A 17,500-nucleotide genomic window follows, 5' to 3' on the forward strand; every position below is an offset into this window, starting at 1 on the left:
TTTTAGTTTGGTTAAGTTAGAAAGGGCGCACGGTGGATGCCTTGACACTAGGAGTCGATGAAGGACGGGACTAACGCCGATATGCTTCGGGGAGCTGTAAGTAAGCTTTGATCCGAAGATTTCCGAATGGGGAAACCCACCATACGTAATGGTATGGTATCCTTATCTGAATACATAGGGTAAGGAAGACAGACCCAGGGAACTGAAACATCTAAGTACCTGGAGGAAGAGAAAGCAAATGCGATTTCCTGAGTAGCGGCGAGCGAAACGGAACATAGCCCAAACCAAGAGGCTTGCCTCTTGGGGTTGTAGGACATTCTATACGGAGTTACAAAGGAACGAGGTAGACGAAGCGACCTGGAAAGGTCCGTCGTAGAGGGTAACAACCCCGTAGTCGAAACTTCGTTCTCTCTTGAATGTATCCTGAGTACGGCGGAACACGTGAAATTCCGTCGGAATCTGGGAGGACCATCTCCCAAGGCTAAATACTCCCTAGTGATCGATAGTGAACCAGTACCGTGAGGGAAAGGTGAAAAGCACCCCGGAAGGGGAGTGAAAGAGATCCTGAAACCGTGTGCCTACAAATAGTCAGAGCCCGTTAACGGGTGATGGCGTGCCTTTTGTAGAATGAACCGGCGAGTTACGATCCCGTGCGAGGTTAAGCTGAAGAGGCGGAGCCGCAGCGAAAGCGAGTCTGAATAGGGCGTTTAGTACGTGGTCGTAGACCCGAAACCAGGTGATCTACCCATGTCCAGGGTGAAGTTCAGGTAACACTGAATGGAGGCCCGAACCCACGCACGTTGAAAAGTGCGGGGATGAGGTGTGGGTAGCGGAGAAATTCCAATCGAACCTGGAGATAGCTGGTTCTCCCCGAAATAGCTTTAGGGCTAGCCTTAAGTGTAAGAGTCTTGGAGGTAGAGCACTGATTGGACTAGGGGTCCTCATCGGATTACCGAATTCAGTCAAACTCCGAATGCCAATGACTTATCCTTAGGAGTCAGACTGCGAGTGATAAGATCCGTAGTCAAAAGGGAAACAGCCCAGACCGCCAGCTAAGGTCCCAAAGTGTGTATTAAGTGGAAAAGGATGTGGAGTTGCTTAGACAACTAGGATGTTGGCTTAGAAGCAGCCACCATTTAAAGAGTGCGTAATAGCTCACTAGTCGAGTGACTCTGCGCCGAAAATGTACCGGGGCTAAATACACCACCGAAGCTGCGGATTGATACCAATGGTATCAGTGGTAGGGGAGCGTTCTAAGGACAGTGAAGTCAGACCGGAAGGACTGGTGGAGTGCTTAGAAGTGAGAATGCCGGTATGAGTAGCGAAAGACGGGTGAGAATCCCGTCCACCGAATGCCTAAGGTTTCCTGAGGAAGGCTCGTCCGCTCAGGGTTAGTCAGGACCTAAGCCGAGGCCGACAGGCGTAGGCGATGGACAACAGGTTGATATTCCTGTACCACCTCTTTATCGTTTGAGCAATGGAGGGACGCAGAAGGATAGAAGAAGCGTGCGATTGGTTGTGCACGTCCAAGCAGTTAGGCTGATAAGTAGGCAAATCCGCTTATCGTGAAGGCTGAGCTGTGATGGGGAAGCTCCTTATGGAGCGAAGTCTTTGATTCCCCGCTGCCAAGAAAAGCTTCTAGCGAGATAAAAGGTGCCTGTACCGCAAACCGACACAGGTAGGCGAGGAGAGAATCCTAAGGTGTGCGAGAGAACTCTGGTTAAGGAACTCGGCAAAATGACCCCGTAACTTCGGGAGAAGGGGTGCTTTCTTAACGGAAAGCCGCAGTGAATAGGCCCAAGCGACTGTTTAGCAAAAACACAGCTCTCTGCGAAGCCGTAAGGCGAAGTATAGGGGGTGACACCTGCCCGGTGCTGGAAGGTTAAGGAGAGGGGTTAGCGTAAGCGAAGCTCTGAACTGAAGCCCCAGTAAACGGCGGCCGTAACTATAACGGTCCTAAGGTAGCGAAATTCCTTGTCGGGTAAGTTCCGACCCGCACGAAAGGTGTAACGATTTGGGCACTGTCTCAACCAGAGACTCGGTGAAATTATAGTACCTGTGAAGATGCAGGTTACCCGCGACAGGACGGAAAGACCCCGTGGAGCTTTACTGTAGCCTGATATTGAATTTTGGTACAGTTTGTACAGGATAGGCGGGAGCCATTGAAACCGGAGCGCTAGCTTCGGTGGAGGCGCTGGTGGGATACCGCCCTGACTGTATTGAAATTCTAACCTACGGGTCTTATCGACCCGGGAGACAGTGTCAGGTGGGCAGTTTGACTGGGGCGGTCGCCTCCTAAAGTGTAACGGAGGCGCCCAAAGGTTCCCTCAGAATGGTTGGAAATCATTCGTAGAGTGCAAAGGCATAAGGGAGCTTGACTGCGAGACCTACAAGTCGAGCAGGGACGAAAGTCGGGCTTAGTGATCCGGTGGTTCCGCATGGAAGGGCCATCGCTCAACGGATAAAAGCTACCCCGGGGATAACAGGCTTATCTCCCCCAAGAGTCCACATCGACGGGGAGGTTTGGCACCTCGATGTCGGCTCATCGCATCCTGGGGCTGTAGTCGGTCCCAAGGGTTGGGCTGTTCGCCCATTAAAGCGGTACGCGAGCTGGGTTCAGAACGTCGTGAGACAGTTCGGTCCCTATCCGTCGTGGGCGTAGGAAATTTGAGAGGAGCTGTCCTTAGTACGAGAGGACCGGGATGGACGCACCGCTGGTGTACCAGTTGTTCTGCCAAGGGCATAGCTGGGTAGCTATGTGCGGAAGGGATAAGTGCTGAAAGCATCTAAGCATGAAGCCCCCCTCAAGATGAGATTTCCCATAGCGTAAGCTAGTAAGATCCCTGAAAGATGATCAGGTTGATAGGTTCGAGGTGGAAGCATGGTGACATGTGGAGCTGACGAATACTAATAGATCGAGGACTTAACCATATAATATGTAGCAAATGTTATCTAGTTTTGAAGGAATATGCCTTCATAGTTTGGTGATGATGGCAGAGAGGTCACACCCGTTCCCATACCGAACACGGAAGTTAAGCTCTCTAGCGCCGATGGTAGTTGGGACCTTGTCCCTGTGAGAGTAGGACGTCGCCAAGCAACTAAAAACACAAGTCATTTGACTTGTGTTTTTTTATTTCCCATGAAATAGATTTGGTTCCATTAATAAAAAATTTGAAATATAGTAAGGGATTTTTTGAGCAGAAATACTTAGAAATTGATAAATAAATGGATAATCTTCAGAACCATAACTTCCAAGTAAGTCATACCACCAATCTGTTTCATATCTAGAAATCATGCTTAAATTATAGAGCAATAAATAATGAATGAGGAGTTCAGGTAATATTGGCTTAGGATTTCTAGGGTCAGTCGTAAGTGGCAAATAATAAGTATTAGTAAGATGTTCATAGTATAAAGGAGTACTGTACATAGGATTCCATGATTGAATGGGCGCTGTAAAAAGTAAATTCGATTCATTAGTCTTCTCAGGTACGTGTTGTATTGATAAATGCTTACAAGATGTTTCAATGTAACGAGAAAATCTCTCTTTAGTCATATGTAATCGATCTAGTAGGTTGACTGAAAAGGAGAGCTCATTTTTAATTGTTGAATCAATTTTATATAAAGTTGATCCTTTTTGACTATAACGAAATAAATTTTGTAATTCTGGAATATTTCCCATTAGTTCTAACATGTTAAATTTTTCTGCTTCTAAGTGTTTCATGTGAAACAGTTGTTCTGCAACATGAGTAAACAATCCGTTTTTTTGTACCTTCACCTCATCTTCTAAAAATTGATACCCTTGTTTTTTTCGTTTGCGAGTTGTAACACCATGAGCTAAAACAGTAGTGGATTCAGGATAGTTAGGGTCAATAGTTAGTAGGCATGCTTTAAACAGTTGGCTAATTCCATAAAATAACAACATTGGTTGAATGGAAAATGGAGCTGTCTTATATAATTCATAATAATTTTTCCCGTGTTCTAAGTAATAAATAAAGGGATAACAATTTTCAAAACTTTTTTTTTCTGCATCCTGAATAGAGGATTTTTCATAACAACGGGCAAGATAACGTTGTACATTTTGAGATGAAAAAAAGAAACTTAACTGCTGCCAAGTACAAGATGTTTGATGCATATATTACGCTCCTTTTATTGTCTAAAAATTCTAACATATATATACGTCCTTGACAGTATTTTAACCAATTGATAAGCTACTAATAATAATTTCTGGTATCATAGGGGGAACAATTATGTGGGAATCTAAATTTGTTAAAGAAGGTTTGACTTTTGATGATGTATTACTTGTACCAGCTAGGTCAGATATATTACCAAGAGAAGTAAGTGTTAAAACAGTTTTATCTGAAAGCTTACAGCTAAACATCCCGTTAATTAGTGCAGGAATGGATACAGTAACAGAAGCTGACATGGCTATTGCAATGGCTCGCCAAGGTGGTTTAGGAATTATTCATAAGAATATGTCTATTGAGCAACAAGCAGAGCAAGTTGATAAAGTAAAGCGCTCTGAAAGCGGCGTTATTTCAGATCCTTTCTTCTTAACTCCAGAACATCAAGTATATGATGCAGAACATCTTATGGGAAAATATCGTATCTCAGGTGTACCGGTTGTAAATAATTTAGATGAGCGAAAGTTAGTTGGTATTATTACAAACCGTGATATGCGCTTCATCCAAGACTACTCAATCAAAATTTCTGACGTAATGACAAAAGAACAATTAATTACAGCTCCAGTTGGTACTACACTGGAAGAAGCTGAAAAGATCCTACAAAAGTATAAAATTGAAAAACTCCCTCTTGTTGATAATAACGGTGTATTACAAGGGCTTATTACAATAAAAGACATTGAAAAAGTAATTGAATTCCCAAACTCTGCTAAGGATAAGCAAGGACGCTTATTAGTTGGAGCAGCAGTTGGTGTAACAGCGGATGCTATGCTTCGCATTGATGCATTAGTAAAAGCTAGTGTAGATGCAATTGTACTTGATACAGCACATGGGCATTCTAAAGGTGTTATTGATAAGGTAAAAGAAGTTCGTGCTAAATACCCATCACTAAATATTATCGCTGGAAATGTTGCTACTGCTGAAGCAACGAAAGCATTAATTGAAGCTGGTGCAAACGTAGTTAAAGTTGGTATTGGACCAGGTTCTATTTGTACAACACGCGTTGTAGCCGGTGTTGGTGTACCACAATTAACTGCAGTTTATGATTGTGCAACAGAAGCTCGCAAACACGGTATTCCAGTTATTGCTGATGGCGGTATTAAGTACTCTGGTGATATGGTGAAAGCATTAGCGGCAGGAGCACATGTTGTTATGCTAGGTAGCATGTTTGCAGGTGTTGCAGAAAGTCCTGGAGAAACTGAAATTTACCAAGGTCGTCAATTTAAAGTGTATCGTGGTATGGGTTCTGTCGGTGCGATGGAAAAAGGAAGTAAAGATCGTTACTTCCAAGAAGGCAATAAAAAACTTGTCCCAGAAGGTATTGAAGGACGAGTGCCATATAAAGGACCTTTAGCAGATACAGTTCACCAATTAGTTGGTGGCTTACGTGCAGGTATGGGATATTGCGGAGCACAGGATTTAGAATTCTTACGCGAAAATGCACAATTCATTCGTATGTCAGGTGCCGGCTTACGTGAAAGTCATCCTCATCACGTACAAATTACAAAAGAGGCTCCAAACTACTCGTTATAATGTCTTATATACAAATAGACAGAGATTTGATATCTCTGTCTATTTTTTTTTGATTATGTTAGAATAACGGTTATGTGAGTACATAGATATTGGGGGTAGCAAAAGTGAAAGGTATGTTTTGCAAAAGATTCATTGCTTTGGTAACAGTGCTTACACTAGCTTGTAGCATCTTTATGCCATATAGCAATGCATCAGCTGAAACAGGAGCCGCTTTAAACATTGAAGCAGGTGCGGCAATTTTAGTAGAAGCGAATTCTGGGAAAATTTTATATCAAAAGAATGCAGATGAATTATTATCCATTGCTAGTATGACAAAGATGATGAGTGAATATTTAGTTCACGAAGCAGTGGATAAAGGAAAACTTAAGTGGGACCAGAAAATTAAGGTTTCTGAATATGCATATAAGGTTTCACAAGATGCTTCATTATCAAATGTTGCATTAGAAAATGGTGGCTCTTATACAGTAAAAGAGTTATACGAGGCAATGGCAATCTTTTCTGCAAATGGTGCAACAATTGCATTAGCAGAAGCAATTGCAGGTAAAGAAGTAGACTTCGTAAAAATGATGAATGATAAATCGAAAGAACTAGGGTTGAAAAATTATAAATTTGTCAATTCTACAGGTTTAACGAATAAAGATTTAAAGGGAATGCATCCTGAAGGAACAACAGCGGATGAAGAAAATAAAATGTCTGCAAAGGATGTTGCAACTTTAGCACAACATTTAATTAAAGATTATCCAAAAGTGTTAGATACAGCAAAAATCCCTAAAAAAGAATTCCGTCCAGAAAAAGAGAAGTTTGGAATGTCGAACTGGAACTGGATGTTAAAGGGCTTAGTTAAAGAATATGATGGTGTAGATGGCTTAAAAACAGGCTCAACTCCAGAAGCAGGAGATTGCTTCACTGGTACGGTTGAAAGAAACGGAATGCGTTTTATTTCTGTAGTTATTAAAACAAGTTCTCATACAGCACGTTTTGATGAAACAAAGAAGCTATATGATTATGGATTTGCTAACTTTGAAGTGAAACAAATGTATAAAAAAGGTTCTTCAGTAAAAGGACAAGAAACAGTACGAGTAGAAAATGCGAAAGATAAAGATGTAGCAGTTCAAACGAAACAAGCTATTTCACTTCCAGTGCCAAAAGGAAGTAAAGATGTTTATAAAACAGAATTAAAAGAATCAAGTAAGGGACAAGAAGCACCTATTAAAAAGGGAGCTGCGCTTGGTCAAATGGTAATTACGCCAAAAGATACAAACGACCCTGGATTTTTAACTGGTAAGTCACTGCAAGTGGATCTTGTAACGACATCTGAAGTAGAAGAAGCAAACTGGTTTACTCGTGCTATGCGCGGAATTGGTTCATTCTTTAGTGGTATGTGGAATAGTGCTGTTGATACAGTAAAAGGTTGGTTTTAAAAGCTCCTCACGATAGGAGCTTTTTTTTATTCCTATTTTTCATACCGACTTTATGAAAAAGTAGTAGACAAGCATCTGATAGTTAGTGGTAGAATGTAAGAGTATTCTTAATTTTCGCCTTTAACGGGGGAAAGCAATTCACCTAGGGGGGTTTTTGTACATGACAAATGTAATAGGGACAGAACGTGTAAAACGTGGAATGGCAGAAATGCAAAAAGGCGGCGTTATTATGGACGTAGTTAACGCTGAACAAGCAAAAATTGCAGAAGAGGCAGGTGCAGTTGCCGTTATGGCATTAGAGCGTGTACCAGCAGATATTCGTGCAGCAGGTGGCGTTTCTCGTATGGCAGACCCAACAATTGTTGAAGAAGTTATGGGTGCGGTGTCAATTCCGGTTATGGCAAAATGCCGTATCGGTCACCTTGTAGAAGCACGTGTATTAGAATCATTAGGGGTAGACTATATCGATGAGAGTGAAGTATTAACTCCTGCTGATGAAGTATACCATTTAAATAAACGTGATTACACAGTTCCATTTGTATGTGGTTGCCGTGATATCGGAGAAGCTGCACGTCGTATTGCAGAAGGTGCATCTATGCTTCGTACAAAAGGTGAACCAGGAACAGGAAACATTGTAGAGGCAGTGCGTCATATGCGCCAAGTCAATGCAGAAATCCGTCAAGTTGCGAGTCTACGTGAAGATGAGTTAATGACATATGCAAAAAATACTGGCGCTCCTTACGAAGTATTACTTGAAATTAAACGTCTTGGTCGCTTACCAGTTGTAAACTTTGCGGCAGGTGGTGTAGCAACACCAGCAGATGCAGCATTAATGATGCAACTTGGTGCTGATGGGGTATTTGTTGGATCTGGTATCTTCAAATCAGAAAACCCAGAGAAATTTGCACGTGCAATCGTTGAAGCAACGACTCATTATGAAGATTACGAACTAATTGCAAGCCTTTCTAAAGGATTAGGTAATGCAATGAAGGGTGTCGAAATTTCAACGTTATTACCAGAACAACGCATGCAAGAGCGTGGATGGTAATTAAAGGAGAACTTTAAAATGGTGAAAATCGGTGTACTAGGTCTTCAAGGTGCAGTTCGTGAGCATGTAAAATCAGTTGAAGCAAGTGGTGCAGAAGCTGTTGTTGTAAAGCGTATAGAGCAACTTGAAGAGATTGATGGTCTTATTTTACCGGGCGGTGAAAGTACAACAATGCGCCGTCTTATTGATAAGTATGCTTTCATGGAACCACTTCGTACATTTGCAAAGTCTGGTAAACCAATGTTTGGTACATGTGCAGGGATGATTCTTCTTGCGAAAACACTTATTGGCTATGAAGAAGCACATATTGGTGCTATGGATATTACAGTTGAGCGCAATGCGTTCGGACGCCAAAAGGATAGTTTTGAAGCTGCGCTTTCAATTGAAGGTGTGGGTGAAGACTTCGTTGGTGTATTTATCCGTGCGCCGTATGTTGTAGAAGTAGCTGATAATGTTGAAGTGCTTTCTAAGCATGGTGACCGAATGGTAGCGGTAAGACAAGATCAGTTTTTAGCAGCTTCATTCCATCCGGAATTAACAGATGATCATCGTGTGACAGCATACTTTGTTGAAATGGTAAAAGAAGCGAAAATGAAAAAAGTTGTATAAGTAACTTGCAACTTGTATAAGATTATAGTAAATTGATGGTAACAATTTTATAAAATAAGCGTGTTGATAGGAAATAGTAACAAATGTCGTTTCTTATAGAGAGTCGATGGTTGGTGGAAATCGATAGAAACAGTTTGTGAATCCATCCTGGAATGGAATGTGGAATATCTTTTGGATTAGTAAGCATTCCCGGTGAAGAGCCGTTATTTCTACTTGAGAGGAAAGCGGTAATGCTTTCAACTAGGGTGGCAACGCGGGTTAACTCCCGTCCCTTTATATAGGGACGGGAGTTTTTTGTGTTTTATAAAATAAAAGGAGGAGTATATAATGCTTGATATTAAATTTTTACGTACAAACTTTGAAGAAGTAAAAGCGAAATTACAGCATAGAGGCGAAGATTTAACTGATTTCGGACGTTTTGAAGAACTTGATACGAGAAGAAGAGAACTACTTGTTCAGACAGAAGAATTAAAAAGTAAACGTAACGAAGTATCTCAACAAATTTCTGTATTAAAGCGCGAAAAGAAAGATGCAGAAGCTCTAATTTTAGAAATGCGTGAAGTTGGAGAAAAAGTAAAGGATCTTGATAACGAACTTCGTACAGTTGAAGAAGACTTAGAAAGATTAATGTTATCTATTCCAAATATCCCTCATGAATCTGCTCCAGTTGGTGAAACAGAGGATGATAATGTAGTAGCACGTACTTGGGGAGAAGTGAAAGAATTTACTTATGAGCCAAAACCACATTGGGATCTTGCTACTGATTTAGGAATTTTAGATTTTGAACGCGCTGGGAAAGTAACAGGAAGCCGCTTCGTATTTTACAAAGGTGCTGGTGCAAGATTAGAGCGTGCTTTAATTAGCTTTATGCTTGATCTTCATACTGATGAGCATGGATATGAAGAAGTATTACCTCCATATATGGTAAACCGTGCAAGTATGACAGGAACAGGACAACTTCCAAAGTTTGAAGAAGATGCATTCCGTATTGAAAGTGAAGATTACTTCTTAATTCCAACAGCTGAAGTACCTGTAACGAATATGCATCGTGATGAGATTTTAAATAAAGAGCAATTGCCTATAAGATATGCTGCATTTAGCTCTTGCTTCCGTTCTGAAGCAGGTTCAGCTGGGCGTGATACACGTGGTTTAATTCGCCAGCATCAGTTCAATAAAGTAGAGCTTGTGAAGTTCGTAAAACCAGAAGATTCTTATGAAGAGTTAGAAAAGTTAACAAATGATGCAGAACGCGTGTTACAATTATTAGAGTTGCCATATCGCGTTATGAGCATGTGCACAGGCGATTTAGGATTTACAGCAGCGAAGAAATACGATATTGAAGTATGGATTCCAAGCTATGGCACATATCGTGAAATTTCTTCTTGTAGTAATTTTGAAGCTTTCCAAGCGAGACGTGCAAATATCCGTTTCCGCCGTGAACCAAATGGAAAACCAGAACATGTTCATACATTAAATGGATCTGGTCTTGCAATTGGACGTACGGTTGCAGCTATTTTAGAGAACTACCAACAAGAAGATGGTACAATTATAATTCCAGAAGTTCTTCGCCCTTATATGGGAGGAAAAACAGTTATTAAGTAAATTTAAACATTCATCGGTATGAGTGATTGGTAATTATGAGCGTTGTCAGTACTGTAATGTAGGAAGGGGAAAGTAAAATTTTCCTTTCCTCATAATTTATTTTAGTAGGGTTGACTAACTGTTTTTCTTTTGATATTATATTTGATGTCAATATGGAGGTATACCCAAGTCTGGCTGAAGGGATCGGTCTTGAAAACCGACAGGCGGCGAGAGTCGCGCGGGGGTTCGAATCCCTCTACCTCCTCCAGATATAATTGACAACAGCGCATATAAGTGGAGATTGGAGAACTCGTTACCAACACGTAACGAGTTTTTATTTTAAAACCAATCATAAAGTATGGTGTAAGGTAATTTTGTCCTTATTACACACTCATATTCCGATGATTATCTTCATAGATATGAAAGGAGTCAACATGGATCTTATTATACAAACGTTTCCTTTAGATGGAAAAACTTTATATTATGTACAATGTCCTGTCTGTAAGAACAATAGAATTTTAAACAGTGGTGCAAACGTATCACGCATTATTAGTGATGATACATTCCGTAAACTTTGTGGTTGTACTTGTGATGTAAAACCAGCTACGAGTAAAGTAGAGGCGCCAAAACAAGTTAAAAAAGCAGCTGTAAAGAAAGAAGCAGCTCCAAAACGTACAGGTAAAGTATTAACGGCAGTAATTAACGGGAAAGAAATGACTGTTAAAGAGATTGCTGAAGCATACGATATTAGTACAAGTACTGTTCGTCAGCGCATTAACGCAGGAAAACCTGAGAGTGAAATTATTGCTCCAACAAAGAAGAAGTAATTTAATAGGAAAACCCGTGCATATGCACGGGTTTTTTATTTTACAAGTTTACGTGTTTGTTTTAAAAAATGGCCAATTTTTTTTATGATTGGTTCGATTGAATCACCATCTTTTAAAATATCGTACTCATTAATATTTAAGCGTAATACAGGGCATGAATTAAAGTTGTTAATCCAGTTTTCATAACGTCCATGCATTTCTTTCCAGTACTCAATTGGTGTTTGCTGTTCCATTGGGCGCCCGCGTTCTTGAATACGATTGACAATATCATCGAAAGAACCTTCTAAGTAAATTAATAAGTCTGGATGAGGGAAGTAAGGAGTCATGACCATAGCGTCAAATAAACCTTTGTATGTTTCATAATCAGTTTCTGTCATTGTTCCTTTTTCATGATGCATCTTTGCGAAAATTCCAGTGTCTTCGTAAATGGAACGATCTTGAACAAAACCGCCACCATATTCAAAAATTCTTTTTTGTTCCTTAAATCGTTCTGCTAAAAAGTACACTTGTAGGTGGAAGCTCCAGCGAGTGAAGTCCGCATAGAACTTGTCCAAATATGGATTGGAATCTACTTTTTCAAATGATGTGCGATAACCTAAAGCATTAGCTAATGCAGTTGTCATAGTTGATTTACCCACACCTACTGTTCCGGCGATAGTGATTACCGCGTCATTGGGTATATCATATTTTTGCCTTAAATTCATTATTATTTCGACTCCTTTAAGAGAGTATTTTGAAGGGCAGATAGGATAACGTTTAAATCATCAGGATTTTTTACAAAATCCATATCGTCGCCATTAAATTTCAATACTGGTATTTCCGGATGATCTTTTTTAAAAGCATCCATTGCTGTTTCATAATCTTTTGTGAGCTGTAGTAAGTAATTTGGATCCATGTTTTTTTCAAATTCTCTTCCGCGCATGGCGATTCGTTTTTGCAATGTTTCTAGGCTAGCTGTTAAATAAACAATGACATTTGGCACAGGCATATCTTGTGTAAGGATACGATAAATTTGCATGTATTTGTCATATTGAGAGTCTTTTAATGTGCGGGATGCAAAAATTAAATTTTTAAAGATATGGTAATCCGCTACTACTGGTTTCCTTTGATTCAAGTACTTTATGTTAATGTCTTCTAATTGTTTGTATCTATTACAAAGAAAGAACATCTCTGTTTGAAAACTCCATTCGTCGATGTCTTCATAGAACTTTCCTAAAAAGGGATTTTCATCAACAATCTCTTTTAGTAAGTGGAGTTGCATGTGAGTTGAAATTTCCTTCGCAAGTGAAGTTTTTCCAACACCAATTGGTCCTTCAACCGTGATAAATGGTACTCCGGTCACGCTGTTTCCTCCTTTCAATCAGTGATTTACCGTGACTACTAAAAACACAAAACAGAATTATTGTAGCACAAGAGGGAAGCGAGCGGGTTAATTTGATATAAAAAGTTAGAAAATAGATATATGTATTAATTAAATTTTATTTTGGTTGATGATGTTATATTTGCTTTCAATGTAGTTTCCATTATTTTTAAAGCATGTATATTATCTTGGTCGTTGTTAGAGGCGATACAATCCTGTGGTACATACAATTTATAATTTCTCATATGAGCATCATTAGCTGTAAATAGGATACATATATTTCCGGCAACCCCTGTTAATATTAGATTTTCTATTTTTAAATAACCTAGTAATGAATTTAAAGGTGTTTCATAAAAAGCGGAATAATGTGGTTTAATAAAAATGTACTCATCAAAACTTGGAGCAATCTTATGGATTATATTTTCGCTATATTTATTTGTGCAATGAGTAATAAGTTGGTCGATATCAGATCTCCAAAGTTGATAATGGTCATTAACGTAAATTATAGGATAGCCGAAGGATTTCATTTTTTTCTTTAATTGTAAAATAGGGTTTGTTATAGTTTCGCATTTTTTAGCTAGAATGGGTCCGTGGGAAAATTGAAAGTCATTAATCATATCGATAATGAGCAAGGCGGTATTTTTCATATGTAATCCCCTCTCTTTTTTCTTTTAGGGTGGATTGAATTTGTAAAAGTTATCCCCTGTGTAGTAAATGGAAATAAGTGTACTTTATTTGTAATGAAAGGACTATGTTATGGAACAAGATCAAGATATTTATTTTATGCAATTAGCGATAGAAGAAGCTAAAAAGGCAGAGGAAATACAGGAAGTACCAATTGGAGCAGTTATAGTGTTAGATGGTGAGGTAATTAGTGTTGCCCATAATTTAAGGGAAACTGAGCAAAGATCAATAGCTCATGCTGAGTTGCTAGCGATAGATGATGCATGTAAAAAATTAGGGACATGGCGTTTAGAAGATGCAACATTGTATGTAACATTAGAACCTTGTCCAATGTGTGCGGGTGGAATTGTTTTATCACGAGTGAAGCGAGTTGTATATGGTGCAAGTGATCCGAAGGGCGGATGTGCAGGGACATTGATGAATCTTTTAACGGATGAACGCTTCAATCATCAATGTGAAGTAGTATCTGGTGTACTAGAGGAAGAATGCGGTACGTTGTTAACAAACTTTTTTAGAGAGCTTCGTAAAAAAAGAAAAGCAATAAAAAAATTAGAGAAGAATACTGGGAACTAACGTATTTGCATTTTCTAAAGAAACAAGTTATACTGATAATGCCTTTAATGAAGGCAACCGAATATTGGTTTTAACTTTGCCGTGCTAAGCGGGGAGGTAGCGGTGCCCTATACTCGCAATCCGCTCTAGCGAGGCCGAATCCCCTCTCGAGGTTATGTTGCTGTAAGGTCTGCCTTAAGTAAGTGGTGTTGACGTTTGGGTCCTGCGCAACGGGACCCCGTGAACCTTGTCAGGTCCGGAAGGAAGCAGCAATAAGCGGGTCTTCTCGTGTGCCGCAGGAGTGCCTGAACCGAGCTAACTGCTTGAGTAACGCTTATGGTACGTAATCGACGGAGGGTGCACGGCAGTTATATATGTATACAAAACTCACCTTAATACAAAGGTGAGTTTTTTGTATAGAAAATAACTTTTGGAATCTATAAACAGAATGGGTTATAATAAATGAGATAATAACCTTTGAGGGAGGCCGTATTTTCGTGTCATACCAAGCGTTATACCGAACATGGAGACCGCAAAAGTTCGAAGATGTAGTCGGTCAAAAGCACGTGACAAAAACGTTGCAAAATGCCCTTCTTCAAGAGAAAGTTTCACATGCTTATTTATTTTCTGGCCCGAGGGGAACAGGAAAAACGACAATTGCAAAAGTATTTGCAAAAGCAATTAACTGTGAACATGCTCCGGTAGCTGAACCTTGTAATGAATGTCCTTCTTGTTTAGGAATCACACAAGGATCCATTTCAGATGTATTAGAAATTGATGCGGCTTCAAATAACGGTGTAGATGAAATTCGAGATATTAGAGATAAAGTAAAATACGCTCCAAGTGCTGTAGAATATAAAGTATACATTATTGATGAAGTTCACATGCTTTCTATGGGTGCATTCAATGCGCTTTTAAAAACCTTAGAAGAGCCGCCAGGACATGTTATCTTTATTTTGGCGACAACAGAACCTCATAAGATCCCACCTACAATCATTTCACGTTGTCAGCGCTTTGAATTCCGAAAAATATCAGTGAATGATATTGTTGAGAGATTATCAACGGTCGTGACAAATGAAGGTACGCAAGTGGAAGGTGAAGCATTACAAATTGTTGCGCGTGCTGCCGAAGGTGGTATGCGTGACGCGCTTAGTCTTATTGATCAGGCTATATCTTATAGTGATGAGATTGTTACGACAGAAGATGTATTGGCCGTAACAGGATCTGTTTCTCAGCAATACTTAGGCAATTTAGTAGAGTGCATACGTGAAAATGATGTATCAAGAGCATTGCAAATCATAGATGAAATGATGAGTAAAGGGAAGGATCCAGTTCGTTTTATGGAGGATTTCATTTACTATTATCGTGATATGCTTTTATATCAAACTTCACCACAACTAGAACATATGTTGGAACGAGTAATTGTAGATGATCAATTCCGTAAGTTGAGTGAAGAAATGCAACCGGAAGTGATCTACGAGATTATTCATACCCTTAGTAAGGGACAACAGGAAATGAAGTGGACAAATCATCCGCGTATTTTCTTAGAAGTTGTTATGGTGCAATTGTGTCAACAGTTTATGATGCAAGCAAATGGTACAGATCGTTTGCAAGCAATTATGAACAGGATGCAGCAACTGGAGAAAGAGTTAGAGCAAGTCAAAAAGAACGGTGTGCCAGCTGGTGTACAACAGGAAGTAAGAGAGACACGTGCAACACCAAAACCGGTACGAACAGGAAGTATGAAAATTCCTGTCGGACGTGTAAATGAAGTATTAAAACAAGCGAAGCGTCAAGATTTAGAACAATTAAAAGCTGTATGGGGTGAGTTGTTAGGAAGACTCAAATCATATAACAAAGTAGCGTTTGCCGTTTTACTTGAAAATAGTGAACCAGTGGCAGCTTCAGATGACACTTACGTTTTAGCATTTCAATATGAGATTCACTGTAAGATGGCGAGCGAAAATCGAGAAGCTATGGATACAGTAGAACAAGCTTTATTTGAATTGCTAAGTAAAAGGTTAAATATGATTGCCATTCCAAAAAGTGAATGGGGTAAAATCCGTGAAGACTTTTTACAACGTGAAGGTGGAGAGTCTGAAGGAAGCCCGGAGAAAAAGGAAGACCCTCTTATAGAAGAGGCAGTGAAGTTAGTAGGGCAAGAACTCATTGAAATAAAAGAGTAATAATAATTAGGAGGAATTAATTATGATGCGTGGCGGAATGGGAAATATGAATAACATGATGAAACAAATGCAAAAGATGCAAAAGGACATGGCGAAAGCACAAGAAGAGCTTGGTGAAAAAACAGTTGAAGGTACAGCTGGCGGCGGAATGATTACAGTTATTGCAAATGGTCACAAGCAAATTCTTGAAGTGAAGATTAAAGAGGAAGTTGTAGATCCAGAAGATATCGAAATGTTACAAGACTTAGTATTAGCTGCAACAAATGATGCACTTAAAAAGGCTGATGAGCTTTCAAACTCTACAATGGGTAAATTTACAAAAGGCTTAAACTTACCAGGTGGAATGTTCTAGGAGGATATTGATACATGCATTATCCAGAACCAATATCAAAACTAATCGATAGTTTTATGAAGTTGCCAGGTATCGGACCGAAAACAGCGGTTCGATTGGCATTTTTCGTATTAGATATGAAAGAAGATGATGTGTTAGGTTTCGCGAAAGCACTTGTAAATGCGAAGCGAGATTTAGCGTACTGTTCTGTATGCGGACATATTACTGATCGTGATCCTTGTTATATTTGTAATGATTCACATCGAGATCAATCAGTTGTTTGTGTCGTGCAAGAACCGAAAGATGTAATCGCGATGGAAAAAATGAAAGAGTATCAAGGTGTATATCATGTGTTACGTGGTGCGATTTCTCCTATGGAGGGAATTGGACCGGAAGACATTAATATCCCGCAACTCTTAAAGCGACTACATGATGAAACGGTACAAGAAGTGATATTAGCAACAAACCCTAATATTGAAGGGGAAGCTACAGCGATGTATATCTCCCGCCTCTTAAAACCTACAGGCATTAAAGTAACTCGTATTGCACATGGTCTGCCAGTTGGTGGAGATTTAGAATATGCAGATGAAGTGACATTATCCAAAGCGTTAGAAGGGCGCAGAGAAGTATAAGAGGAGAAACAAAAATGTTCTTTCAAAAAAAGGGTAAATTGCGTAAAGAGTATGACGATAAGTTAATTGTACTTTTGGAAAAAGTGAAGAATGAGTGGTTACGTCAGAAGAGAATGGTCGAACAAAGTGTAGAACCGTCTCAAGATGTCATTTGTTCTTTGAAAATAGCAGAGGCGAAATATTTCTTTTTGTTGAAAGAAGCAAAGCGTCGTCCTGTAAAAATGGAACAATGGTAAAAGGTTCTGCTTTCTAAGCAGGCCTTTTTATTTTGTTTTTTTAATGCTGAGGTATTGTTTTATTTAGTTTATATGAAAGAGATGCCGCTTATGATACCTGTTCTTTTTTATTGTCTTGTCCCATACAAATAGATGTATAGGTCATTCATAAGGAGGAAAAAATGAATTCTACAATTATTATTGTTGGCATTCTTACTTTAGTATTTATTTTTCTTGTTTTTGGTGTCGTCTCTAAGCCATTACGTTTTATAGGTAAGGTGATTTTTCATGTTACTTTAGGAATAGCATTGCTTTTTATCGTAAATGTTGTAGGGACATATTT

At 39.4% G+C, this 17,500-nt stretch carries 16 protein-coding genes, 1 tRNA gene, 2 rRNA genes, 1 other RNA gene and 1 other annotated feature (1 of these 21 running past the window's edge); of the genes, 16 read left to right on the forward strand and 4 right to left on the reverse strand.

Annotated elements, in window-relative coordinates:
• The first annotated feature begins 9 nt into the window (after positions 1 to 9).
• Both V6946_RS00040 and rrf read left to right on the forward strand, forming a co-directional pair.
• A 23S ribosomal RNA gene (locus V6946_RS00040) occupies positions 10 to 2,931 on the forward strand.
• Positions 2,932 to 2,980: 49 nt separating this feature from the next.
• Positions 2,981 to 3,096 (forward strand): 5S ribosomal RNA (gene rrf / locus V6946_RS00045).
• A gap of 34 nt (positions 3,097 to 3,130) precedes the next feature.
• Here rrf and V6946_RS00050 read toward each other — a convergent pair.
• Positions 3,131 to 4,132: a YaaC family protein gene (locus tag V6946_RS00050; protein ID WP_000554287.1), complete on the reverse strand. Its 1,002-nt coding sequence runs from the start codon at positions 4,130 to 4,132 to the stop codon at positions 3,131 to 3,133.
• A gap of 115 nt (positions 4,133 to 4,247) precedes the next feature.
• Here V6946_RS00050 and guaB point away from each other — a divergent pair, with 115 nt between their 5' ends.
• From guaB to V6946_RS00085, 7 genes are all read left to right on the forward strand, one after another.
• The gene (gene guaB / locus V6946_RS00055; RefSeq protein WP_000264088.1) at positions 4,248 to 5,711 is read left to right on the forward strand and encodes an IMP dehydrogenase; all 1,464 of its coding nucleotides are present in this window, start codon (positions 4,248 to 4,250) and stop codon (positions 5,709 to 5,711) included.
• Between the two features lie 113 nt (positions 5,712 to 5,824).
• Positions 5,825 to 7,132: a D-alanyl-D-alanine carboxypeptidase DacA gene (gene dacA, locus V6946_RS00060; RefSeq protein WP_124749816.1), complete on the forward strand. Its 1,308-nt coding sequence runs from the start codon at positions 5,825 to 5,827 to the stop codon at positions 7,130 to 7,132.
• A 160-nt stretch (positions 7,133 to 7,292) separates the two neighbouring features.
• Positions 7,293 to 8,180, forward strand: a complete 888-nt coding sequence (gene pdxS, locus V6946_RS00065; RefSeq protein WP_366982280.1) for a pyridoxal 5'-phosphate synthase lyase subunit PdxS — start codon at positions 7,293 to 7,295, stop codon at positions 8,178 to 8,180.
• An 18-nt stretch (positions 8,181 to 8,198) separates the two neighbouring features.
• Positions 8,199 to 8,789: a pyridoxal 5'-phosphate synthase glutaminase subunit PdxT gene (gene pdxT / locus V6946_RS00070; RefSeq protein ID WP_000238785.1), complete on the forward strand. Its 591-nt coding sequence runs from the start codon at positions 8,199 to 8,201 to the stop codon at positions 8,787 to 8,789.
• A gap of 54 nt (positions 8,790 to 8,843) precedes the next feature.
• Positions 8,844 to 9,065: a binding site (T-box leader), on the forward strand.
• 51 nt (positions 9,066 to 9,116) lie between these two features.
• Entirely contained in the window at positions 9,117 to 10,391 is a 1,275-nt protein-coding gene (serS, locus tag V6946_RS00075; protein WP_000884187.1) for a serine--tRNA ligase, read from the forward strand.
• A 154-nt stretch (positions 10,392 to 10,545) separates the two neighbouring features.
• Positions 10,546 to 10,638, forward strand: a tRNA-Ser gene (locus V6946_RS00080).
• A gap of 166 nt (positions 10,639 to 10,804) precedes the next feature.
• Positions 10,805 to 11,197 carry a DUF3797 domain-containing protein gene (locus V6946_RS00085; protein ID WP_000364193.1) on the forward strand — a complete coding sequence of 131 codons (393 nt, stop codon included), beginning with the start codon at positions 10,805 to 10,807 and terminating at the stop codon, positions 11,195 to 11,197.
• A 35-nt stretch (positions 11,198 to 11,232) separates the two neighbouring features.
• Here V6946_RS00085 and V6946_RS00090 read toward each other — a convergent pair whose 3' ends face one another.
• The 3 genes from V6946_RS00090 to V6946_RS00100 all read right to left on the reverse strand — a co-directional run bounded on the left by V6946_RS00090 (position 11,233) and on the right by V6946_RS00100 (position 13,204).
• Positions 11,233 to 11,901, reverse strand: coding sequence for a deoxynucleoside kinase (locus tag V6946_RS00090; protein ID WP_006917834.1), 669 nt, complete (start codon positions 11,899 to 11,901; stop codon positions 11,233 to 11,235).
• A gap of 2 nt (positions 11,902 to 11,903) precedes the next feature.
• Positions 11,904 to 12,539, reverse strand: a complete 636-nt coding sequence (locus tag V6946_RS00095; RefSeq protein WP_000148218.1) for a deoxynucleoside kinase — start codon at positions 12,537 to 12,539, stop codon at positions 11,904 to 11,906.
• 125 nt (positions 12,540 to 12,664) lie between these two features.
• Complete coding sequence (locus tag V6946_RS00100; protein WP_006917832.1) at positions 12,665 to 13,204, reverse strand: isochorismatase family cysteine hydrolase; 540 nt, start codon at positions 13,202 to 13,204, stop codon at positions 12,665 to 12,667.
• A 109-nt stretch (positions 13,205 to 13,313) separates the two neighbouring features.
• On the opposite strand from V6946_RS00100, the gene tadA reads away from it, so the two are divergent.
• The 7 genes from tadA to V6946_RS00135 all read left to right on the forward strand — a co-directional run.
• Entirely contained in the window at positions 13,314 to 13,814 is a 501-nt protein-coding gene (gene tadA / locus V6946_RS00105; protein WP_000434329.1) for a tRNA adenosine(34) deaminase TadA, read from the forward strand.
• Between the two features lie 79 nt (positions 13,815 to 13,893).
• Positions 13,894 to 14,158: signal recognition particle sRNA large type (gene ffs, locus V6946_RS00110), an RNA gene on the forward strand.
• 132 nt (positions 14,159 to 14,290) lie between these two features.
• Complete coding sequence (dnaX, locus tag V6946_RS00115) at positions 14,291 to 15,979, forward strand: DNA polymerase III subunit gamma/tau (RefSeq protein WP_006917830.1); 1,689 nt, start codon at positions 14,291 to 14,293, stop codon at positions 15,977 to 15,979.
• A gap of 25 nt (positions 15,980 to 16,004) precedes the next feature.
• Positions 16,005 to 16,331 (forward strand): YbaB/EbfC family nucleoid-associated protein, encoded by a 327-nt coding sequence (locus tag V6946_RS00120; protein WP_014894853.1) that lies wholly within the window; start codon positions 16,005 to 16,007, stop codon positions 16,329 to 16,331.
• Between the two features lie 14 nt (positions 16,332 to 16,345).
• Complete coding sequence (gene recR, locus V6946_RS00125) at positions 16,346 to 16,942, forward strand: recombination protein RecR (RefSeq protein ID WP_000559169.1); 597 nt, start codon at positions 16,346 to 16,348, stop codon at positions 16,940 to 16,942.
• Between the two features lie 14 nt (positions 16,943 to 16,956).
• Entirely contained in the window at positions 16,957 to 17,178 is a 222-nt protein-coding gene (locus V6946_RS00130; RefSeq protein ID WP_000466019.1) for a YaaL family protein, read from the forward strand.
• A 161-nt stretch (positions 17,179 to 17,339) separates the two neighbouring features.
• Positions 17,340 to 17,500 carry the 5' portion of a pro-sigmaK processing inhibitor BofA family protein gene (locus V6946_RS00135; RefSeq protein ID WP_001089276.1) on the forward strand. It continues 109 nt past the right edge of the window, so only the first 161 of its 270 coding nucleotides appear in the window; it begins with the start codon at positions 17,340 to 17,342; the stop codon falls past the right edge of the window.

Source organism: Bacillus sp. PPSBB_2 (genome assembly GCF_045291115.1).
Lineage (GTDB): Bacteria > Bacillota > Bacilli > Bacillales > Bacillaceae_G > Bacillus_A > Bacillus_A cereus.